Source organism: Microcoleus sp. T3_A4, assembly GCF_036700465.1.
Classification (GTDB): domain Bacteria; phylum Cyanobacteriota; class Cyanobacteriia; order Cyanobacteriales; family Microcoleaceae; genus Microcoleus.
The window spans coordinates 173,825-197,377 of sequence record NZ_JAUBOY010000003.1; the positions used below are offsets into that span (position 1 = coordinate 173,825).

The following is a 23,553-nucleotide window of genomic DNA, read 5'->3' on the forward strand; positions in this document are numbered from 1 at the left end:
AATGCAAATAAGAGAGGCACAAGGACATCTTTTCGAGCTAGCATTTAACGCGGGAATATTGACGGCGATTCATCAAACAGGGATGAAATATGCCCACATGGGTTTATTCATCGATGATTTGAAAAAACTCAATCATCGAGGAGTCGTCAATAGCCTCGTCCAAATGAAATTGAAAGAGGGATTTATTGACGCGGAGAGTCAGCGAATATGGACAACATGGGGCAAGTTGTTACTTCTGCGGGGTCATCTTGGCGGTTTGGGTTTATGGCACGAACTGATGGATGCGTTCGGGTACTCCTCTAATACAAGCAGATATTGGGAATTGCTGTACGTGCAGTGCTGTCTTTCGGATGCAACCAGCATGAGAACGCTGGAAAAAAACGAACATGACCGCTATTCTCAAATCCTTTCCCAGTTGGGCATTACCCCAGATAAGGTTTTCCCATACATAAATAAATACGCTACAACGGGGGAATTTTTAAAGGCGGACACATTAATGCTGATGTCGAAAGAGGGGGAGGGAGGCGGAAAAAAGGAATATCGCATCGTCTGCGTTGATTTGTCTGCATTCACCGTTGATAGCAATGACAGCAGCGAGTTGAACGAAGGGGAAAATCAGGGTGCAACTGATGAACGAGAACATTGCGATTTGTGGAATTTATCGAGTGCTTTATCAATCCTTGAGTCTCTCGGAGTGGAACTGCACCGCTTAATGTCCAAAAGTGTTTATCATCACTTAAAAATTGACACAAAGGAAGGAAGCAATCGAGAATTAATAATTGGGCGTGACATAAAGGATTACCTGACAGCTTTTTCTTATTACGACAAGGACTTTGTTAAGTTGGTGCAGGCGGCATCGTACTCCGCTAGTTTTGTCAAGTTTCTCGAATCAGAGAACAGGATACCAAAGGATGCAACTGTCCAAGTCACGGCGATCGGTTACACGACGCAGGGAATTAGCACTCTGAATGTCGGACGGGAAGATTTCGACATCCTTGATCGTTGCGCCGACGCATATAAGTCGATGAAGAGACAGGAAAAGTCTGACACAGAGAATTCAATCGATAGTTATAAGCGGACGCTTGTTAAGATGCTCAATTTAATCAAGCGAAGTGTCGCCGATAGTTTATTGTACGCACCTGGTGGAATGGGAGTCAGCGTTGGAAACAGTGCAGCAGGAGAATATGAACTCAAGAGCGATCGCCAGGAACAGAAAGTAAAAGAATTTGTTGACTCGCTGTGCGATATGAATACCACTGCGGACAGAACCGTGTCTTTCACTGAAATAATTAGTAATTTTCACAATCCATCGGATTCTCTGGATGATTCGATTACTTCAAAATACAACCTCCCTCAGAAAATTACGCTAAGGAATGCTCATGCCCAAATAATAAAGGAACAACTGTCATCCGCCTGTCGCTATCTGTTCCTGACCGGAAATCCAGGTATTGGGAAAACAATGACAGTGGTGGATTTTCTTCGCGATCGCGTTAACGAGGGCTTCCTGCTGTTCTACGTCAGTCCGCGACTATCGGTTAACGAAGACACAATCAATAAATTTAGAACTGAATCGGGGCGCTTGTTTGCTGATGACCTGTACTGCCTTTATACCAGCCACGCTATTATTGCCACCAACAACGGCTTGCCAACAGTCAAATATTATTCTAATGCCGATACTAATACTTCTAATTGGTCAGGGGTAACTTTTATTGGCGTTGGAGATGAGGGAAAGCATCTCACAAGAGCGAGACAGGAAATAAGTCGTCTTTCAGGAAATTCGCTTGGCTACGATAAAAAATCAGGAACGGGAGTGATTAGGAGCCTGTGCGATGCTGGTCACGCTCTCATCAATAAGGGCGTGAGTAAAATTGTGATTACCTGCTCTACTCAGTCCCTCCGTAAAGTGAATAAATACGGAGACTCCTTAGATAACTTTCATAGACTATTCCGTTCGGTTACAAATCAGGGTGAAGTGATTTCAGAGGAAATGATTAAATTATCTTCACGCCTGAGAAACATCATTGTTATGGTTGACGAAGTGACGGGCGATAGCGCTGGGGTTGAGTGGTTTCACGCCATGCAGAAATGGCTGGATAAAAAGCTTGAACTCTTCGATAAATCGCATGGTTTTAATACTAAACTGATTGTTGCTGACGCTTCCCTAATAGGTGTTGAAGTTGTTAAGCCGCACCTCGGTACAAGGGAAGCGGAGCCGGCTAAGATTTACTGTTCTCCTGTTGAGAATGAGCGAGAGCCACTAGAGCTTAGTTTTCAGTCGTTTACTGATGAGTCAGCACGGCGAGGAATTATTGATTCCACCATTATTAACGCCAACTCATATCCAGCAAGACTTATTGAACTCACTTACAAAGTTTTCTTCGAGACTTGTAAAATTAATGAGGATGGCTCCCTTAAAAATAAACTGGGTCAGTCAGCGCGGGACGATTCCCTAGTAACCGAAATAATCCACCACGTCTCTGAGCAAAATTCAGACCAATTACTGGTTTACATTCAGGACAAGCAACGTCTGATACAATTAATAGATTTGGTCAAAAAGAGGCGGCCTCGATTCGATAAAAATAAGGCTTATCTGGAAATACATTCCCTTTCAGATCCAGACAAGGAAAGCCGCCTTGAATGTAAAGACCAGGTTAGAGTAGTATTTATGACATCATCAGCTTCTCGCGGCATTTCCTTTCCTCATGCAAAACACATAATCGTCGAGCTACCTAGGTTTCAGATAGAAAACAACCTGATGGAAATTATTCAGACCATCTATCGAGGTCGGGGCGATTTGGCCGAGGGAAAAAATAATGATCGCGAACCTAAGAAAGTGACGGTGTACATTGTTGAAAAAGTATTCACCAATGTACCCAGCAAGCAACAAAGTCAGATCACTCGCGTCGCAAATTTGATAGGTTCCTTGCTCGTCTTGCGAACAGCGATAATGACGAGAATTACGGGTGCAGGATATCTCTGCGGACGCAACACAGCAATGATTCCCATTGGCGGAAAAGGGATGTATTCGGGGGGCGAGACGTTTAGTACCCGTATCAAGTCTCTCATGCAGCGGCTGCGGAGCCATCAACGTCTACATCCAGAAGATCGAGATGTTAAACTTGCTCTCGAACATTTGCCTTGTTTTTTTGAATCGGCGAAATTCTTTATACAGAAGTCTACTTGCTCACCCAATTCTGCTGTTTCCTACGAACAGACAAGGAAGAAAATCAGCTTACCGTCTCTATTGGAGTTAGGCGTTGATTTCTTATTTGACCAATGCTCTTGCATGGCTGACTTGTTGGAGATCGAACTCAGCCCGCAGGTTTTTTATGTGGATGGTTCACTGTTGCTCGTCCCAATGAATAATAACACGGTGACATCTCTTTACAGGTTCGACCCTTATTCCCAAGTCAGTAAATACGCGACGCCAGAATTCATAAATGCTTTGGAAAATATCTGGCGCAAAAATTACCCACAAGATATAAAAAATGAAATTTACTTCGCTCTTGATTTCATCCAAAAGCTCAAGCAAAATGAGGAGATTACGCAGCAACTTAGCGACTCTAGCAATTTCAGCGACCAGTATTTCGCTGTTCCCCTACATTTCTTGGTTGCAGATGAAACTCTCCGGCGCTCATTTACAGAAGAGAGTGAAAACTCGCCTGTGAGTCACAGGTTTCGTATGTTACTGGAGCGTTATGTCAAGGCTTTGTACCCCGCTACTGATTTTCTCCCCATCGGCAATGGCTTCGTTGATTTTCCTTGGGTGATTTTTAAAAGTTACGACTTGGCGCAGATTCGTCGGGGTTTGTTCAGAGCAAACTACTTTCTTAACTCTCGCTCCCTGAATCTACTCAATCTTATTTTGTTCAGGGGGTGACAAGCGCCTTCTGAATTTTAGTCTAACTGCTTTGCTGCATTACCTGCAACCGTCGCTCGTTGACTTGCCCCGCATCCCTTCTATCAGCTTGCCTGCTAATAACGCAGTTATGCACTGCTGTAACTGGTAAAGGTTCAGCCAGTCGCACCCAACTAATCTTAGAGTGTCAGACGAAAGTTAACAGTTTCGATGAGTTTCCCCATAGTCTTGTATTCGATTACCATCCGAACATACAAATCTCAACTTAGCGTACCAAACCAGCCAGCAGCCCCGACGCTTCCCGCTGCAAGCTCTGCCGATTATCATCGTAGCAATTAAGGACGTTCGAGCTGGTATGGCGGCTCAACTTCTGCGCCATTCGCGTATTGCCGTTGCTTGCATCTAACAGCGTCGTAATTGCAGCGTGGCGTATTCTGTGCGGGCTGATTCTTTTAGGAATTCCCGCAGCGGAGCAAGTTGAGAAAACAAGCTTGTAAATAGCATACCCGCTCAACCTCAACCCGTATTCCCGCTTTGTCAAAGCGATAAATAAAGGCTCTTGGGGCATTGCAGCTCCCCGCACGCTCAGCCAATCAGAAATCGCATCTGCCGTCGCGTTGTGCAAGTCAATTAGCTGCGCTTGAGTTCCCCTACCTTTGCCGTAAATATTCAAAGTTCGGGCTAGCGGGTCAAAGTCGCCTATATTGGCTCCGCCGATTTCCCCCCGGCGCAACGCATTGTCCCACAGCAGCCGGAGAACTGCATAGTCGCGCTTTCCCTGGGGCGTACTCCGGTCAGGAATGGACAATACCGACTGCATCGCCGCCACATTCTCTGAAGCAACTCGGCCAAACCCTGTAGTATCCCGGTAAGGAACCACCTTCTCTCCTTCAACATCTACCAAACTCCACTCGCACTCGCCCACCTTGCGAGCAAAATTCACCAAACTTTTGATCGCCGCCAGTCGCCGATTAATCGTCGCTTCCTTGAGTCCCTTGTCGATTAGTTTGGCTTTATATTTGAGAACCACCGCGACAGCGGCGAAACGGTTCAGCCGTAGGAACTCGCGCACCAATGCCGGGTGAGGTGAGAGCCCCGTCATTGTCGCAAAGAAATCGTACAAGTCTTTCTCATAAGCACGCCTAGTGTTGACAGAGCGCTTGGCAGCTAACAGCTCTGCCACTAGGTCGCGCGTCGAAGTTATTTCTCCAAAGGAATTAGCAGCGTGTTCTAAGTCCATAGCCGGTCTGATAATTTGGCTTTCCAGACCAGATTACCTGAATCTGGGGTGCAAAAAGATGGATAATTTACCAGTCCGTTCGGCGAGCGTACTAATGATGAGCGGCGGGCTCCAAAACCTTGCAGGCGCAGCGGCGATCGCTGCAATTGAGTGAACGAGCATAAATTTTGATGGTCAAACAATTAAAGCTGCCTCTTGGGGAAGTTCTGCCGCTAGCGCCGCCCCCTGTCTCTCAAGAGGGCAACAGCACCTTTTCAACCTTTACAGACAACATCAAGTTGCCCGTTCACCGCTGGTGCGAGATGAGCGTGCGGGTTTCTCGGCCTCTTGGGTCGAAACCGTTATTGCTAGAGCCTTGGAACGGGGGAGTGCGACTGTCTTCGATCCATTTGCCGGTGCGGGGACGACGCTGCTTGCTGCTGAGAAAATGGGGGTTGAATGCTTGGGAGTAGAAGCTCATCCCTTCGTTGCTAGGATTGCTTCAGCCAAGTTGTTATATCGAACTGACCCCGCTCTTTATTTAGAGCATATAAGAAAGGTCAAAATACGTGCCGAAAATTTGTCGGGCTGTGTAGATAATTATCCGGCTTTGATTCGTTCTTGTTTAAGCGATCGCTCCCTTGAAGGCTTAAATCGATTGTGGCAGGCTTGGAAACAATTAGCTGACGATTCTCCTCAATCCGAGTTGGTATGGCTGACAATTATAGCCATTCTCTGCCATGTTTCCTGCGTTGGAACTGCCCCTTGGCAGTACATCTTACCAAACCAAACCAAAAAATCTGTATTGTCGCCGATGTTAGCTTTTGAGCTAATGGTTCAAACCCAGGTTCAAGACATGAGAATTGCAGGAAAAACAGCAGCTAATACTGCTAAGAGCGTTCGCTCTGATGCTCGGACTTGTCTTGGCGTACCGGATGATTTTGCTGATTTAATCATTACCTCGCCGCCCTATGCTAATAACTATGACTATGCCGATGCTACGCTCTTAGAGATGTGCTTTGCAGGAGAAATTAGTGGAAAAACCGGAAGCATAACGTCCCTCTGTGCGAATGCTGTTTGTGGGTTAGGGGATGATCGAGATTTGACAATAGCTTGTATCAACAGTTCTTAGTTTCGGGCAGAAATTAACAGCGATAGAGCAGGAAATTATTACTGGAAAATGTTAAAATAATAGCGTTATGGTAAACTGTAGTAACGAGCGAATTGGGACAAGTATATGGGAGAGCTTTCGATCGTGAAGTTAGTGGAAAAACACATTATCTCTCGCCACCACTGGAACGCAAATGCTTTGGGGATACAGGGCGTGGTAGTACGGAAAGTTCGGGTTACTCCTTACAAAACGGTTCGATAAAGCAAGTGAGATATTTGTCTATCAAACCTGTAACTATTATTGGCATGAAGAGGCTAGGCTATGGAGTTATCTACTACCACCACCACGATAGATGGCGAGCGCATTCAAGAGTACGCCAAGAAGCTACGCCAAGGGAATTTTTTAGAAACTTTGGCCTTGAATGTAGCAATGGGGATTCATACCGAAATTACTAAAAGGGATGAAACATTAGAAGGCTTTAGTCCTAAGTGTGTTGATGAACTCGAAAAATTTCTCAAAGAGCAGATAGTTGATGATGCTTTCTACTTGACAAAAGCAGAGGAGATATTAAATCATCTGACCCTCTGGCTTCAGGCAGGTAGAACCGAGGAAAATTTATGGAAAAACGTGGCACTTGATTCAGCTTTAATTTTTCTAGAGCCACTCGATTTATCCAATCGGACACTAGATGAGTTAACCGCTATGCTGGGGCTGGCTTCAAAAACAGTTCCCGCAACCGAACCCCAGGTATTTATCAGCACCACAATCACTCAAATACTCACCTCAGCCCCTCCTAGAACGGCTTGCAAGTCCTTATTACGAATTTGGGATTGGCAAGAAGATGCCCATAAAAATGTGTTTTTTCGAGATAATTACAACACGGGTTTTGTTAAGTTAGCCTTAAAGGATAAAGACCCAGTTACTAAAGAATATTTTTACTTTACAGGCAAGGCCGCCTGGGGAATTATTGAGGAATTTGGCAATTTGGGGAAAGATACTGCCAAACTCCACTGTTTACTATCTGCCTATGTTTTTCAACAAGCTGTGCCTTGGAGAACTGAAATTAAGCTAGCTGGAACTGGGAAAAATGGTGGCACTAACCTCATAGACTTAATGGGTTGGGGTGAGCGTAAAGATATGACCACTTCCCAGAAGTTACTCAGGATAGAGCAATGCCTGAAGCTTCTGAGAAGGCTGGACGCTACCATTAAATGGAATATCGGGAAGCTAGGATGCGATATGAATTCCCTCATTTGGGACGTTGCTGTGGAGCGCTACGGGCAGCGTAACATTTTCACAAATGAAATTGATGAACCAACAGAAATAGTAGCCTTCATTCGGGCGGGTAGATGGACTGAGTTTTTCTTTAATAAACCTGGCAAGAATGCCAAGCCTCCAGTGGCCTTATATGAGTTTGGTTGGATTTCAGAATCGACGCTAAAAATGAACCCCTATCATGATGAGCTAGCATTTTTAATTGCCATCAATATAACAACAGAAAGCGCCATTCATACAAATGGAAAATACACGGTTAAGACCGTCCTAGAGATGGTTATGCCGAAAAATCAAATTGAATTAATGCGGTCTGTTAAGTACAAAGCTCAAGATATAAAGGAGCGGTGGGGTAAAGCTTTAATGCGATTGATTGAGTTAGATTGGCAGATTATATATGACTCTGAAACCTACCCAGAATGGTTGCGTCCTGGAAGTACAACAGGTAAACCCAAAGATTGCAAAAAAAGAATTATTGATTTACTGCTAGAAGCTGGCGTCACCATCAAGCCTCCCGGTAAAATTCCTGCCTTGATAGCTGCTAAAAAATCAGCATCTTTGCCCCGGAAACGGAAATCAGCATCTGCTGCCCCGTTAGAGTGGGAACCGATACAGAAGGCTTGTGAAGCAAAGGGTTGGACGAAGCAAAGAGCCATCGCCGAAAAGCTGGGCATATCTCAGCAGCTAGTCTCACAGCTTCAGCGCGGCAAGCCAATTAGCCCCAAAACCGCCGCCCACCTCAGAAAAATCTTGCCTAAAGTGCTACCGGAACTGTCAATCTAGCTTCCCATCCCTTTAACTCGAACTCCAGCCCCAAGCGTAGTAAGGCTGGAGTTTTGCGTAGTAAGGCAAAAATGACCTCAAAATCACCTTCAAACTATTATCTGGCAAGGCTTACGACTTTACTACGGACACACCCGGATCTAGCTACCAAAACACCCGGATCTAGCTACCAAAACACCCGGATCTAGCTACCTCTCAAATTTGAAACCGTTTTACAGCAAGCGTTTCAGAACTTTACTACGCCTGGATTATCTTAATTAATTAATTATCTTTGATCGGCGTGCAAGCAGCGATTTTCAGAACATGAGACAAAGGGATGTTCCCCACTCAAGGAATAGCCCGGTGAAGATTTATCGAGATAGCACAGGCATTGACCTTCAAAATCAGTCCTCACAGAGACTCATAGTCCACTTAACCCCATCTGACCCGTTCATGAGGCGCTCTGGCGGTAGCCAGATTCGGGTGCAACTTGGAGTGCCTTTCGCATTGCTACTAGGCCAGAAGGTCAACACAGCCAACATGGGGGTGCGTTATGGTCTTGTCTAAGTCCACCCTCACTGAATGGCAAGAAAGCGGCGTAGACTCCGCCATCTTCGCCCTCAACGTGCAAACTCTTAGTGGCGACGCCCCCTACGCCTACCTCCTCTACGAAATTAACGCCGCCTCCGGCAGAGTCCACCCCGACGCACAATGGCGGTGGGCCAGAAAACACTACAGCCACATCGAACACGGTGGTTGGTGGTGTTCGGGCCTTGACCCCCTCAACAACTGGCAGCCCATGTATTGGGGCTGCTTCAAACCCTATCAGCCCCGCAACAGCTTCGACCCAAACGGTAAAACCAAGCCCGTTAAATACGAACACCCCCCCAAAACCCCCACCAGAGCCTTCTTCCTGCAAGTCCCAGACCACATCTGGGCAAAAGTTGCAGAACGCCACGGCGTCCCCATCAACCCAGAAAACCCAGAGGACTTAGAGATGGGGAGTACAGGAACGGGGGAGACGGATCTCCCTTTTGCCCCTGTGCTCCTCCGCAACCCCACGAACCCCCCTCAATTCTGGGAATGGGTTTGGCTCAACAACATCCCCGTCATCATCGTCGAAGGCGTAAAAAAAGCCGCCTGCCTGCTCACAATGGGCTACGCGGCCATTGCCCTCCCCGGCGTTACAATGGGTGTCAGAACCAAAAACGCGCTAGGGGAGAAGTGCAACCCCTATCTCATCCCCGAACTCCAACACTTCGCCACCCCAGGGCGGGAAATCTACATCGGCTTCGATCGCGACAGCAAGCACTCTACCGTCCTCAACGTCAACCGCGAGATTGACAAACTCGGCCGCCTGTTCACGACCGCCAAATGCTCCGTCAGCGTCATCACTCTGCCAGGACCGGAGAAAGGCATCGACGATTTCGTGGTAGCCAGAGGCGAGGATGCGCTCATTGCCCTCCAAAACGCAGCACGAGGCTTCCAATTTTGGCAGGATAGGGAATCATGGCTTTTAACCTATCCCGCGTCTTTAACGCTAAATTCTCGCTATCTGGGAGAACTCCCCTATCCAGAGGCCGGCTTAGCCTGCATCAAATCCCCCAAAGGCACCGGCAAAACCCGCTCCCTCGCCCACCTGGTTTCCCACGCCCTCAACACGGGCGAACGCCGCGTGCTAGTCATCACCCACAGGATTCAGCTCGGCCGCGCCATCTGCGCCGGGTTGGGAATCAACTACATCGACGAAACCAAGAACTCGCCGGAAGGCAAATTATTCGGGTACGGCTTGTGTGTAGACAGCCTCCACCCCCACTCAATGGCCCGTTTCAACCCCGAAAACTGGTCTGGGGCGATCGTCCTCATTGATGAGTGCGAACAAGTCATCTGGCACGCCTTGAACTCCAGCACCTGCCGCGAAAACCGCGTCGCCATCTTGCAAACCCTGCAAGAACTCATTCGCACCGTCTTAACCACCGGCGGCTTAATCGTTGCCCAGGATGCTGATTTATCTGATTGCGCGATCGACTACTTGAAGGCGCTTGCTGGCATCCCTCTCGAACCTTGGATTGCCGTCAACGAATGGAAACCTAAAAAAGAGCGGGACGCGATCTTCTACGCCACTCAAAGTCCCGCACCACTATTCGCTCAAATGGAGCAAATTCTGTCGCGAGAAGTCACCGGCTGCGACCTTGAAAGTCGCGCCCTCTGCTGCCCGCTCGATCGAAACAGGCCCCACATTATGGTTGTTGAAGACTCCCAAAAAGTCAAAGGAAAATGGTCGTGTCGCAACCTAGAAACACAACTGCAAAAACGATTTCCCAACAAGCGCATTCTCAGGATTGATAGCGAGTCAGTAGCCGACCCCAACCACCCTGCTTGTGGCTGCGTTGAGAAACTTAATGCCACCATTCAAAACTACGACATCATCATCGCTAGCCCCACCATTGGCACAGGAGTTAGCATCGACATTCGCGGTTATTTTACAGCCGTATTCGGCATTTTCAAAGGAGCAATTGCCGTCAACGATGCCTTGCAAGGTCTCGCTCGCGTCAGGGATGAAAATGTTCCAGTCTTTGTTTGGACAGCGCCCTTTGGCATTGGCAAAATTGGCAACGGCAGCGCTTCTTACCGAGCTCTCCTCGCTTCCCAGCAGAAGGTTATCAAAACCAATATTCGCTTGCTGCAAGGAGTTGACTTCGACATCGACGCGGCCCACGACCCGGTTCACCTGAGAACTTGGGCAAAAATGGCTGCTAGAATTAATGCCGGAATGTGGCATTACAGGGAGGCGATTAGGTACAGCCTAAAAGCTGAAGGGTTTCAGGTAAAACTGTGCCGAGAAAATCAGCTAGAACAACTCCTTTTAGAGGGATTAGCGCAGCAAATAGCAGCCAGCGCGGTCAAAAACTGGAAGCTCTTGCAGCAGCTTGTCCGGGAGGTTGATGCTCGGTTAAATGAATTAACTCTCCGAAATGTCGGAGCTGCTCTGGTTAAGGAAGAGGCTGAGTCAATTCAGCAAGAGAACCGCAGGGTAGAAGCGGATGCTGTTGCTGGTGCTCCTGATATTACTCTGTCTGAGTATCTGAAGTTGAAGGACAAGCGCTCCAAGACAAACGGCGAACTCAATCAAGAGCGCAAGTACCAACTGCAAGAGACTTATGGTGTGTCGGTGACGCCCGAGCTGAAATTGAAGGACGACGACGGCTGGCTGCCTCAAATTCGCCTGCATTACTATTTGACCCATGACCCAGAGTTTGTCAGGAAACGAGATAAAAATCACTTGGCAGGCCATCAAGAAAGGGGTCAAGGGAAGGTTTGCCCGCAAGATTTGCGCTTCCTGAAAGCTTCTGTGGAAGCTCTCAAAAAGTTGGGGCTGATGGAATTCTTTGACTCAGACAGGGAGTATCGAGGGACTGACCCGGAGGTGATAGCCTTTGCTCAAAGGGTTAAGCAGTATTCTGCGGACGTGAAAGATTTTCTGGGTATCAACGTCCACCCTAATGCCCACCCAATGGAGGTGGTTCAGTACGTTTTGAAGGGGAAGCTGGGCTTTACCCTGCGACTGGTTCGCCAAGAAAGGTCGGAGGAACGAGATGCTTTGGGCAAGTCCAAGCGCATTCGAGTTTACCAGTTCCATTTCCCCAACGACGGCAGGTCGGCGATTTTTGCAGCTTGGCAGCAGCGGGATGAGAAGGCTATCTCTTTGGCAGAAGCCGTGGCTCCATGTTTGGAAGGGGTTCCTGGCGGCACAGGGTCGGATAAAGATATGAAGATATCGGGGGGTGTGCCACCAATTGATGAAGCTGCGAACGCAGGACACTCATTGAAGGTGGGCGCGCTTGTGCGGTTTGTTGGTGAGGTTCAAAAATATGTGGTTAAAGCTGTCTCAGGCGCTCGAGTGATGGTGGAATCGTTGCTTTCGGGTGCGATCGTCCACACTTGCGATCGCCGTTTGGAGCTGGCGGATTGAGGGGCAAGGTGAGAACGCTGCCAAAAAGTGCGATTCGTTTAGTCCCAGCGCGACCTGTAAAGGATTGTCTGTTCCGCAGAGCCTACTCTGCTAAGGACTTCACAGCCTTTACCCTCATGTAAAAGACTCATCTGAGTCCGGCCGCGTCTCAGTACAGTATTAGACGCTCGCGGCGCCGGCTCGCCGAAAAAATACTTTTCAAACGCGATCTCGACGGGAATTCGCGGATGGAACGATCGCGCTCACCTATGCGTGCGGTCTCAGACTATATTGCCTCGAAAGACCGCAATACCCCTATCGCAGGAGTTCTGTGGGGGGCGCAGTTGGCGCTCTTCAAAGCAAGTAATGCTGCGAGCGATCGCCAATAAACATATCTCAAGCCAATAAATAATAACTCCGACAGGTATCCGGTAAAAACTTGAAAGATTCCAATCCCTCACAAGTTAAATTAGAGATTTGTTTGATAGAGGATAGCGTCTTTCCAAACGCTTCATCTCTGTTGGCATATCTGTCAGTTGTCGCGCGCTCAGCAATCGATGCTACCTAGCCTCCCATCATATCTTTGAAGTGCGTGAATATCAGACGATTGTGCTTGCATCCGCTTGCAATTAATGCAGGCTCTAATATTAGAGATTTTCATTGAGTGATTTAAAGAAATGTCGCTCTGCAATTTCTCTAGCGAGAAATTGATCTGAAAATTTATCAAAACAAATCAGGTGCAATAGATGCACAGTTAAAAACTCATGTCAATCCCAAAAGGAAAGCGAGATTTGATTTCAATTTTGCCACTAAAACATTTGAAGGATATGCCGCCTGCAATTGAATTGCCTGCCAACTTTGCCAAAATTCATCCCCCGCGCTTTAACTGTGGCGAAATGGTGCGCTGGACGGGTGTTAGCGAAGAAGCTGACAGAGGAATGGTTATCGGCAAATTTTACAACTACGAACAATGTCAATGCTGTTGGATGTGGTGTTATATCATTTGCCTTACTCCTGATTCCAAAAGTGCAACGTGGTGTCAGTTTGATACTGCCTGGGAGGAAGATTTGGAGAAGTTTGAGGATGATAAAAAAGCAGCAGAATCTGACCGATAGAGAACGCAATTTGATTGCAGTTTACAGTCAATGCCAACTGCGAATGACACCGAGGCAGTTTTATGCAAAGTGGGGAGTGAGTTATGAGGAAATCGCTTTTATTTGTTCTCGTTCTGATTCTACAGTGCGGCGTTGGTTTAAAACGGGTAAAAATCGCAGATTTCCTACTGCTGTCGATTTGCGTCATTTGGCTTTAATGGATTTTTTGCTGGAGCATTTTGAGGAAATTCCAGAGACATTGGTGGCTTTCCTGTGTCCGCCTTGCGAAGAGAATAGCCTGGATTAATAGTGGCGCGTATAACGGAAAGACTGTTTAGGGCAACGACTGTATACGTTGTCGCAATCATATACTGCTGACTTGTTCTAACAGTTTTGTTGGCTGCTATACATCAAGCTTTTTCAGCATCAAAAAATAATTGGAGCTTGTCTTAGCACAAACCTTGTCAAATATCAATGTCACCGTGACCTGTCTTTGACAAGATTATTCAATTACTGTCTTGGCAAGCAATGAAACAAGAGCACAATCTGTTACTTTTAATGCTGAGGTACTAAAATGACCTACTCTGAAAAATTGCACCCGTGGTGTATCATTAGCCTGCTTCCTAATTGTCAGCGTGTTATTGTGGCACGATTTCGTAAGAGAAACGATGCAGACGATCATCTACGGGTTTTGAAGCGGTTAGTTAAAACGCGCACATTTGTGATTATTTTTGACATCCAACCAAAGCCTACTGTGCCTAAAGAATAATGGCGAATGCAGCGAAGGTTTAAAATCGAGTTAATCGAGATACCTGCGTTAGTTGAATAACCGAGTTTCCAGCGATTTCTCCCAGCGACAGTACCTACTGATAGCTGGGAGAATTTTTTATCAATTGAATGCTCTTAACTAAATAAATTGTTAGCATCCGAGTTTTTAAATTGTACTAACTACAAGTTTTTATCATAGTCTTGATTGACGCTTTAGAGCTATCGCATTTGTACGGATAATTACAATTGTATGAGTAAATATACTCTGATTAATAGCTGTGCAATCGTAGATATGGCTAATAGTAGTATAGCTTGCGATCGCAACAGAGCCTCCCTCTAACAACAGCTAATTTATTTCCTGCAATTGGTGGCTCAAGAATCCTTTGTTAAGGACACCTGCAAATTTAAAGCTACCCCCTAGCGGGAGAAGTTAAGTGATAACTAACTTCTTGGCATTATGAACGCTAACAACTCTCTTATAAACCCCCACCACACTTTTCCTGAATCAGCAAGCCAGGAATCCCCTCAAATAAAAGAAGTAGCTGCCGTAATTTTTCCTTTCCTCATTCCCGCACCTTCTCAACAATATCCCTTCACGTTAAATGATATCGTTAAAACTGGCAACCAATACGGTACTGTTACTTCTCTCAACAAAAATGAAAAACCTGTGACAATTACTTGGGACGCAATTTCCGGTCAAGATTCATTTTCTTGGACTTATAACCTCGACGAAATCCGCGTCCTCAAAATCTCTCTCGTTCCTAAGTTTATCCCTAAAAAGACTGCTGGAGAACTTCCAGCTTGCACAACTATCGTACTCGCTAATTCCGAACAAATACAATTTAGTAACGCAACTCGTTTCAAAGTAGAATCGCTGAGTGAACACCACATTCTTATCTCTACTCTCGACCAATCTTATCTCTTTCCCATCAACTTGTTTCCCGGCTACCTGACAAGTTGTACTATAGATATTCCTGCACCCCAGCAATTAAAAGACACCCGCTGTTTGTCTGTCAATGAACTCAGAATCAGAGCTAAGACGCATTTAGCTCTTGAAGTGCCCGATAATTTCTTAGAATTCGCTATGCCGCTCCAAAAACAGCAGTTGAAAGAAAAACTAGCTCGACAATTGAGCGAAGAAAATTACGAACTTCTTGACTTTGACGTAGCTTGGGAAGAAGCCTGGAAGCAGCAGTTAGAAAACCTAGCCAAGAAACAAGGATTCTACGGATTTAGAGAGGGAGATTGCATTTTACAGCACCGAGAAGGAGTTCAACGAATGGGGACAGTCCAACGCTTGAACGTTGAAGAGCCACGTCCATTTCACATCCATTGGAACAGCGGAGAACTCCTAAGTTACAGCTTGACAGAACTCAAAGGTTTGGGTATTGCCCGCATCGAACCTATTGTTAAATTATCGCCCAATGTGGCTTATCAAATTAGCGAAGACGGCTCCTACTTTACAGCTTGGATTGGGTTCCGTACTAAAGCGTTAGCTAAGGCGTGGCTAATACCTGTCAAAAAGCTAGTCGGCCACCTGAGCAACTTAATTGATTGCCAAATTTCCGAACTTCAACATACAGGTTATAAATACGAGTACGCTGTAGAATGTCCCAGACATAAAACATTAAACAAGCGTTTAGAAGCTCTCGCCAAAGTTGCTGAACTTGATTTAGAAAGGACGCCATTTACGAGATGAGTGGGAAGTAGCAAGCACTTCGTAGGGTGTGGACGGTGCTTCTTTGGTGGAACAAAAAACAGAAAAATTTCCTATTTGTCTTAAAATTTTTATTAACAAGACTTAGGAATCTTCCTTGCCCGGAATCTAAAAAACCTACTCTTGAAAGACTTCCCCGTCAAGCTAACGCTTAATCAGAAATTGATAAAATTAGTAATGGACAGTAACTAATGATTCAAACCTTACTCGAACAACCCCAAAAACTTACACAATTTCCCTTCACGCTCAAACCGCAACAGCAGCAAGCCATCGACAAATTAAGAAGCTTTCTAACCACTACCGAGTCATTCTTCTTGCTGTGCGGCTACGCAGGAACTGGAAAATCCACAATCGTCTTTCAAATTATCCAAGAACTCTTGAGTCAAAGCAAACGCATTGCCCTCACAGCACCTACTAACAAAGCAGTCGGCATCCTCAGAAAAATGGCAGCGTCTCAAGGCATTTTCGGAGTAGATTTTATGACAATACACCAACTTTTAGGATTAGGCATGGTCAGAAAAGAACAAGAAAAAGCTTTGTCACAGACAAGTTCCAGCAGCCTTCACCTCTACGATATCATCTTCCTCGACGAATGTTCGATGGTTGGAAGCGAATTGTGGAAATGGATAGAACGCAATTTTGAACGCACATTCTTTAATCACCGCAAGCTAATTTTAATGGGCGACCCCGCTCAGCTCAATCCTGTAGGAGAAAAAAAGTCGCCTGCTTTCAGCATTACCAATAAAGCTGTACTGACCAAAGTTGTCAGGCAAGCAGGGGAAAGCCCTGTGCTCGATTTCATAACAGAATGCCGCTCTTTTGTCAATAGCAAAGCAGACATATTTTTGCCACACTCTAAATACAAAAAAGGAGACAAGTCAAACGGTGCATTCAAAGTTAAATCAGAAACGCTGCTACAATATGCCGTCAAAACGATCGATCTAGAATTTAGTCAAAATCCCGATCGCTTCAGAATTCTGTGCTGGACTAACAAACGAGTCAGATACTACAATCAGCTTATCAGAGAACAAGTCTACGGTCAAGCTGCACCCCAATTTGTACCGGGAGAAAGGCTAATTACCAAAAAACCCGTCATGGCACCTGACGGCAAAACCGTAATTTTGCCGACTTCAACGGAATTTACCGTCAAGGAAGTTGAGATTAACCAGCACGGAGGCTATCGAGTTTGGCTGCTAAAAATTGTGACTGATGACGGTTTATTTCGGCAAATCTTTGTCCTGCACGAGTCTGAAAATAAGCGCTACCAGGCTGAACTTAAAGAAAAGCTAAAGAGTGCTAAACGCAATGGATTTCTTTGGAGGAAATATTACTGGTTCAAAGATGACTTGTTTGCTGAAATTAACAATTGCTTTGCTCTGACTATTCACAATTCGCAAGGCAGCACTTTTGATGAAGTTGGCATTGACGGAAGCGACCTTTTCAGCAGATTGTTAATCGGTCAAGATTTGAGCAGTCAACAGAAACTTAAAGAGTACCATCGACTTTATTATGTCGGTGCAAGCCGCTGCCGATATCGGATATTATTTGTTGCCCCCAATGACTCGTACTCAAACAATAAAATTCTCAAGTACAATGTAAACTTCTCAACCAAGAGGTAAAGTCTTCAACCAAGAGGCACATACGTTTGTAGAAAACAGTCAGTAACACTCAACTTTCAAAAAGCTTCTCCATCGGGACTTAGGCTGCATAAATCAATTTTTACACTATCTGTAGTAGTAACGTGTGCCATCAGCACCTACAAGTACAGTCCTGGGCGCAACTGGCACAATTAGTAAGGTGCGCTACTATCCCAAACCCTCGATAATCGCCTTATAACGAAAGTCTGACGCACCCTACAAATCGATTGGACTATGCCAGTTGCGTAATTCCTAAAGTAGAGTCTGTGCGTAAGTCCTATTTATAAAATAAGGCGAACAAGGAAACGAAAGGGCAAGGGGAAAGAGAAGATAAAGATGGAGAAAAAAACTTTAGTTGTGGGTTGATAGCAACGCTCAAAAAATCAATAATTGTATCGATACCCACCGAGTTAGATACAAAATGTCTACCCTTCAATCCTATGTTTTTAAGCGTGGGTTCCTTCTCTTTCTCCTTTTCCTTCTCTTTCTCCTTTTCCTTCTCTTTCTCCTTCTCCTTCCCCTTCCCACTCCTCTTTCTCAACAACCTGAATAAGTGCTGCTACCGCAGCGGCCAATCGCACCCCTGACACCAGACTAATTATGGCAAAATCTCGACTAACAGGAACACCCCCTAAAGAGGAAAATTTGGAGAGAACAGTTAAGAAAAAACGCTCGAGTGCCACAGCACATAATTCTGCCAAAACTGTGAAGAAATCAGTCAAAGCAACAACTGAAACTGACTCGGTTTGCGAACCCTTAACAATCTCTCCACAAAAAGTAGAAGCCTCGCAAACTTGCACAAATTTTGCAGCACTTCCAGCCGTCGATGCTCCTTCTCTAGAAACATTGTCAAATGAGGCAATATTGCCTTCCCCTTCTACTCTCCCATCAGCTATTGAAGTTGCCTGCAATTCAAGAGAATTCAACGATTATATACAAGCCCTGAAAGGCATCATTCCCAGCAATAGCAGCCATCCCATTTTGTCCAATATTTTGATTGAAGCTGATGCAGAAACTCAACATTTGCATCTAACTGCCTACAACTTAGAATTTGGAATGCAAGTGAGCTTTGGTGCGAATGTCAATCAATCTGGAAAGCTTACCATCCCCGCACCCATACTTGCTGACATTCTGGGAAAATTTCCTAACGGCAGCCTTACCTTAAAGAGTTCTTCTGAAATTATTAAAGGAAGCCACGTTCCATCAGTCAGTGCCACTCTGAGTGCGTCAAGAAGCAAGCACGCCATTCGCGGGCTAGCTGCGGACGAATTTCCGGCTATCCCCAGCGTTCAACAGAAACTTGTAACGCTTCCTGCTAGCGTGTTAATTTCTGTCCTAAAAGCTAGCTTATTTGCTGTAAGTTCTGAGGAAAACAAACGCATTTTAACAGGAGGGAATTTTCAACTCAGTCACGACGCAGACAGAGGACTCGATCAACTGAGAGTTTGGACGACAGATGGGCATCGGATAGCAATGGTTTTAGGATTGAACGAAAGCGGCAATTCCTATCTTTTGAGCCGTCAAGTAGTTAATTTTACTGTCCCTGCTAAGGTACTCCGGTTATTGGAGCGTTCTTTGAATTCTGCTGACAAAGTTACGATTTACTATGAAGGTTTGCCAGAGCAACCTAGTAATTTTGTCGCATTCGAGTGGAATAATTGGCGGTTGACAACGAAGTTGCTAGAAGGGCAATATCCAATTTGTGACCAAATTATCGCTCCCTATCGGCATCAATTTAGCCATCAAGTGGTGGTTGAGAGGCTGAGCTTTTTAAAAGCCTTAGAGAGGTTAGCTTCTCACAGCGACAAGTCTCACCTAACAGCTATTTTAGAATTCGATTTAGATGCCCAACAAGTGCGAGCATCACTCAACAATACTCTCAGTTCAGGAACTGAGACAGTTGATGCCAAGCTATGGGGTTGTGAGTTTTGTCTCAAGTGTGACATCCGCTATTTGATTGATACAGCCAAAGCAATTTCCAGCTCTGATTTGCGGGTGTTAATGGCAACTCCTACCGCTCCCCTACTGATTGCACCGTTTGGAACGCCTGCGTCGGGTACAGAGGCTTTAGAGTGCGAATATATTGTCGCTCCGCAAGAATAGTCGTGCATGTGGGAGTGGCATCTATATTTGATGCCCTCTCCTGCAAAAATTTGGAGCCTATTGCTGTAAGTAGTTGGACAGAATTAATTACACAAAATAAAATCTAAAATTTTCTTCCTGTGAGCCTTACAAAATTATATCTGGGTAAATATTTCTGTCCAACTACTTATAAATTAGGAGGGTTTAAGTGGTTTTTGCCCATACCACAGTAAATTGTCTACAAACACCACATATATTTTACTACTTTTTTTTTAGCTAAGCAACGATTTTGCTGGTAAATTAGTGAGTTTTAATGTCTCTCTCCATTGGTTTAAATAAGCTCGCGACAGCCGACAATTGGCATCTTTAAAACTCCCTACATCGCAAGTAAGCGGGGTGTAAATTGCCCCAGTATTGGGATCTGGAATCAGTTTCCACTCGCTCAAACCTTTTGCTTTCGATTTTTCCTTCATGCCGTGCTTTTTTGCTGTATCTCAGCAGCAGATGGTTTAGCAATTTTTTCTTGCGGTAGTGTGTTCGGCGCGCCAGCGCCAACAACTGAGCCAGGACTTACGCAAAAAATACTTGGTAACACTATTGGTAGCGGTAAAATGCACAATTTTTATACTACAGATAGAGCTTATGCGTAAGTCATATGAGTTTAACTTCAGGCACGGCTCACGGCTCCCCTATCGGGGAATAGTTACCAGAAGTATTCTAACGACTCAAAATGTACCAACCACTGCACCTCAAATACCGCCCCAAAAACCTACAAGAATTAGTGGGTCAAGACACCATCAAAACAACCTTGACCAATGCCATCACCTCCGACAAAATTGCTCAAGCTTACCTATTTACTGGCCCCAGAGGAACAGGCAAAACTTCAACCGCTCGCATTCTTGCTAAATCCCTCAATTGTTTGAATAGCAAAAAGTCAACCGCCACTCCTTGCGGAGAATGTTCAAGCTGCAAAACTATTGACTCCTGTTCAAGCTTAGACGTAACTGAAATCGATGCTGCCTCTCACAATGGCGTGGATGATGCCAGAGAATTAATACAACACAGCAACTTTGCCCCAGCGATGAGCCCTTACCGCATCTGGATTTTAGACGAGTGCCACCAACTCAGTACCAGCGCTCAAAATGCTCTCCTCAAATGCCTTGAAGAACCTCCGGCTCATGTGGTATTTATTCTCTGTACGACTGAAGCACATAAAGTGTTGCCGACAATTATCTCCCGCTGCCAAACTTTTAACTTCCGAGCCTTGTCAGTTGATGCTATTGTCGGACAATTGCACAAAATTAGCTCCACTGAATCTATTGAGATCGCAAGTGAGGCCATGCGGGCGATCGCTCGTACCTGTGACGGGGGGTTAAGAGATGCCCTACAATTACTTTCTCAGCTTTCACTGCTAAACTCAGAGATTACCCTAACTCAAGTTGCAGAAGTATCTGGCAGTATCAGCGAGCAAGAGTCGATCGCCCTTCTCAAAGCCATTCATTCTGGCGATACCTTAAGCGTACTGCAATCTTCGAGAACGCTCATTGACAGCGGCAAAACCCCTAAACTTATTCTCAGCAGCTTGCTAGCAGCAATGAGAGATTTGCTCATTGTCAAATCAACGGGCCACTGCCAGAATTTAATTGCAGGGCCAGTAGGCTACTCACAACTGCGCTCGCTCGCTCTTCATCTCGATTTTGAAACAATTGATGCGGCTTGTACACAATTGCAAAAATCAGAATTTCAATTGAGAACTAGCACTAATGCGGCTACCTGGTTAGAAGTTTGCCTGCTGAACTTGATGCTGTCAAGCAAACCTGTAGCCAAGGAAATGCGATTGCCGGCAACTTTCCCATCTAATCAGCCCGACAAATTTGATAAAACCCCTCAAAAAATAGAGGCAGATTCTCCTGACTTTGAGACAACTTGGGCGCAAGTAGTAGCAGCAGCGAAACCAGGCAATCGTAGCCTCTTAAACCGCGCTCAAATTGCCGAACTTTCTGCTGATTCATGTGTGTTAGTAGTAGAAAGAAAATACGCCAACAAGTTTCAGAGTCACCTTGAATCCGTGCAGCGGATTGTTACTAAAGCTTTAGGCCGCTCTGTTACTGTCACTGTCAAACAACAGGAGGAGTTAGCAGCATGATTAGCATCCTAATTGGGAATGACACCTACGCAATTGAACGAGAAGTTGAAAATTTTAAGACTCAAACTCATCCTCTATGGCGAGATTTCAACATCCACCGCTTCGATGCTTCTTCCCTGGATGCAGCCCTCTCTGCTGCTGCTTCAGTTCCTTTCGGCGGAGGAAACAAACTTATGGTCGTTGAAAATTGCGATTTCAAGCAATTTGGAGAAATGGGGCTAGAATTGCTGCAAATTTTGCCCCAATTACCTGTTACAACGCACTTAGTCTTCACTGCTGCTGTTATCGACAAACGGCTCAAGGTAGTCAAGCATTTATTGCTGTTTGGTAACCTCAAGGAGTTTACTCTCATTCCTCCTTGGCGTACCGATTTGATTGAAAGTGCGATCGCTGCTACTGCTAAACAGATGAATCTCTCAATTGCCAGAGATGCTGTCAGTTATTTAGCGGTAGCGATTGGCAACGATTCTGCTAGAAGAGTCAGTGAACTAGAGAAATTAGCCATTTATGCAGCAGGCGCTCGCATTACGAAAGAAGCTGCTAAAATCCTCGTTCCAGCTACCACAGCCAACTGTTTTCAACTTGCCGAAGCTCTTTTAAAAGGTCAAGCAGTGGCGGCAATTAAGGTGCTTGATGAATTGCTATCTCGGGCCGAGTTTCCTTTAGCAATAATTGCCACTCTCCAAACTCAGTTTAAAACTTGGCTGTGGGTAAAAGCTACTATCAGTTCCGACCAACAACGTTCTGATAGCGAAATTGCTAGTATGTGCGGAATCAGTAACCCCAAACGGCTGTATTTCCTTAAGCAGGAGGTTAAGGAAGTATCTGCGAACTTCTTAAGTCGATCGCTCTCCATTTTGTTTGATTTAGAAATTGCTCTCAAAACAGGAGATAAGCCTGACTCGATGTTGCCTGCTTTGCTCAGCATCACTCAACTCACTCACCTTAAATAACAGGAAAGCGCTGCCGAGTTAATTCGGCAGTCTTTCATTAACAATCCTGGAGGCAAAAACTGAAGAGCAATACTATTGGTAGCAGTAAGGTGCGCGGCGTACCCTACAGATAGAGTTTATGCGTCCCGAACTAATTAACTGTAGTGATAAAGAAGTTGTTTTTCTCATTAATTTATCAAAGAAGTTTTTGAGTTTATTTATCGCACTAGGTCGCTATTTTTGTTTAATAACAGCTCATCTTTCCTGCATCATCCAAACGAGAAAGCCCAAGATTTGCTCAACAGGAGGAACCGGATAATCTGTAAGGTCAATGGACGCGCATTGCTCTTCTAGTTTAAGAAACCGCCAGACAGTACCGCTAGTTACCGTTCCGTAAATCGTCGAGATCGGCTGTTGCTTTTGTTGGTTAAAGCGTTGAGCTGCAACCATTTCTGCAAGGCATTGCCCAAGAGCCGGTTTAAGGTCTTCTTTTTTGGCTTCCACCAATACAACCGCAGGGGCTTTAATGTATAGTTGTTCCGGGGAACGACTCAGGAGAAAGTCAACATACCCTGTGAGTTCAGCCTCCGGTTCTACATTGAATTCTTCGCCTGAAAAAACGCTAATCTGTCCTTGAAGTTGGCGTTTTACTTCTAGTAACACAGGATTGATAATCCCCTCCGAACGAGCTTTTTCGCTACTCACCGCGATCGCCCAGGGAATCGTTTCTTTAAGAATATCCTGTAGTAAAGGGCTAGGAGTGACCGGGGAAATTTCTGGTAAGAAACGCGAGCCTTCAATGATTGTGAGATGGAAATCATCGACAGCTTTGCTGAGAGTAAATTTACTGTAAGGCATAGGTTTATTATTCTTAATTGGATACTATAACACTTCTGCGTTAAATGAGGTACATCTGGTAATTGGTAATTGGTAAGCTGTCGCGTCTTTAAATTATATACTTCAATCCTTGTAGAAAAAGCGTAAAAATTTCTCCCTCTCTCC

The 23,553-nt window shown here is 45.4% G+C and carries 15 protein-coding genes; 11 read left to right on the forward strand and 4 right to left on the reverse strand.

The window, feature by feature from the left end; genetic code table 11:
• Position 1: 1 nt before the first annotated feature.
• Entirely contained in the window at positions 2-3,880 is a 3,879-nt protein-coding gene (locus tag QUA07_RS02860; RefSeq protein ID WP_333322490.1) for a hypothetical protein, read from the forward strand.
• Between the two features lie 244 nt (positions 3,881-4,124).
• Here the strand turns inward: QUA07_RS02860 and QUA07_RS02865 are convergent, their stop codons facing one another.
• Positions 4,125-5,099 (reverse strand): tyrosine-type recombinase/integrase, encoded by a 975-nt coding sequence (locus QUA07_RS02865; protein ID WP_333322492.1) that lies wholly within the window; start codon positions 5,097-5,099, stop codon positions 4,125-4,127.
• Between the two features lie 295 nt (positions 5,100-5,394).
• On the opposite strand from QUA07_RS02865, the gene QUA07_RS02870 reads away from it, so the two are divergent.
• From QUA07_RS02870 to QUA07_RS02900, 7 genes are all read left to right on the forward strand, one after another.
• On the forward strand, positions 5,395-6,210 hold the full coding sequence (locus tag QUA07_RS02870) for a DNA methyltransferase (RefSeq protein WP_333322494.1): 816 nt from the start codon (positions 5,395-5,397) through the stop codon (positions 6,208-6,210).
• Positions 6,211-6,510: 300 nt separating this feature from the next.
• Positions 6,511-8,244, forward strand: a complete 1,734-nt coding sequence (locus QUA07_RS02875; protein WP_333322496.1) for a helix-turn-helix transcriptional regulator — start codon at positions 6,511-6,513, stop codon at positions 8,242-8,244.
• 532 nt (positions 8,245-8,776) lie between these two features.
• Positions 8,777-12,196, forward strand: a complete 3,420-nt coding sequence (locus QUA07_RS02880) for a plasmid replication protein, CyRepA1 family (protein ID WP_333322498.1) — start codon at positions 8,777-8,779, stop codon at positions 12,194-12,196.
• Positions 12,197-12,939: 743 nt separating this feature from the next.
• Complete coding sequence (locus tag QUA07_RS02885) at positions 12,940-13,290, forward strand: hypothetical protein (RefSeq protein ID WP_333147495.1); 351 nt, start codon at positions 12,940-12,942, stop codon at positions 13,288-13,290.
• Entirely contained in the window at positions 13,259-13,576 is a 318-nt protein-coding gene (locus tag QUA07_RS02890) for a helix-turn-helix domain-containing protein (protein ID WP_333316113.1), read from the forward strand. The genes QUA07_RS02885 and QUA07_RS02890 overlap by 32 nt, the downstream gene beginning before the upstream one ends.
• Positions 13,577-14,494: 918 nt before the next feature.
• Positions 14,495-15,736: a hypothetical protein gene (locus tag QUA07_RS02895; RefSeq protein WP_333322501.1), complete on the forward strand. Its 1,242-nt coding sequence runs from the start codon at positions 14,495-14,497 to the stop codon at positions 15,734-15,736.
• A 209-nt stretch (positions 15,737-15,945) separates the two neighbouring features.
• Complete coding sequence (locus tag QUA07_RS02900) at positions 15,946-17,373, forward strand: DEAD/DEAH box helicase (RefSeq protein WP_333322503.1); 1,428 nt, start codon at positions 15,946-15,948, stop codon at positions 17,371-17,373.
• 464 nt (positions 17,374-17,837) lie between these two features.
• Here the strand turns inward: QUA07_RS02900 and QUA07_RS02905 are convergent, their stop codons facing one another.
• Positions 17,838-18,074 carry a hypothetical protein gene (locus QUA07_RS02905; protein WP_333322507.1) on the reverse strand — a complete coding sequence of 79 codons (237 nt, stop codon included), beginning with the start codon at positions 18,072-18,074 and terminating at the stop codon, positions 17,838-17,840.
• Positions 18,075-18,096: 22 nt separating this feature from the next.
• On the opposite strand from QUA07_RS02905, the gene dnaN reads away from it, so the two are divergent.
• Positions 18,097-19,494 carry a DNA polymerase III subunit beta gene (gene dnaN, locus QUA07_RS02910; protein WP_333322510.1) on the forward strand — a complete coding sequence of 466 codons (1,398 nt, stop codon included), beginning with the start codon at positions 18,097-18,099 and terminating at the stop codon, positions 19,492-19,494.
• Positions 19,495-19,745: 251 nt separating this feature from the next.
• Here dnaN and QUA07_RS02915 read toward each other — a convergent pair whose 3' ends face one another.
• Complete coding sequence (locus QUA07_RS02915; RefSeq protein WP_333322514.1) at positions 19,746-19,946, reverse strand: hypothetical protein; 201 nt, start codon at positions 19,944-19,946, stop codon at positions 19,746-19,748.
• Between the two features lie 257 nt (positions 19,947-20,203).
• On the opposite strand from QUA07_RS02915, the gene dnaX reads away from it, so the two are divergent.
• Both dnaX and holA read left to right on the forward strand, forming a co-directional pair.
• On the forward strand, positions 20,204-21,619 hold the full coding sequence (gene dnaX, locus QUA07_RS02920; RefSeq protein WP_333322518.1) for a DNA polymerase III subunit gamma/tau: 1,416 nt from the start codon (positions 20,204-20,206) through the stop codon (positions 21,617-21,619).
• Positions 21,616-22,572 carry a DNA polymerase III subunit delta gene (holA, locus tag QUA07_RS02925; protein WP_333322521.1) on the forward strand — a complete coding sequence of 319 codons (957 nt, stop codon included), beginning with the start codon at positions 21,616-21,618 and terminating at the stop codon, positions 22,570-22,572. The genes dnaX and holA overlap by 4 nt, the downstream gene beginning before the upstream one ends.
• Positions 22,573-22,806: 234 nt before the next feature.
• Here the strand turns inward: holA and QUA07_RS02930 are convergent, their stop codons facing one another.
• Positions 22,807-23,409, reverse strand: coding sequence for a hypothetical protein (locus QUA07_RS02930; protein WP_333322525.1), 603 nt, complete (start codon positions 23,407-23,409; stop codon positions 22,807-22,809).
• Between the last annotated feature and the right edge of the window lie 144 nt (positions 23,410-23,553).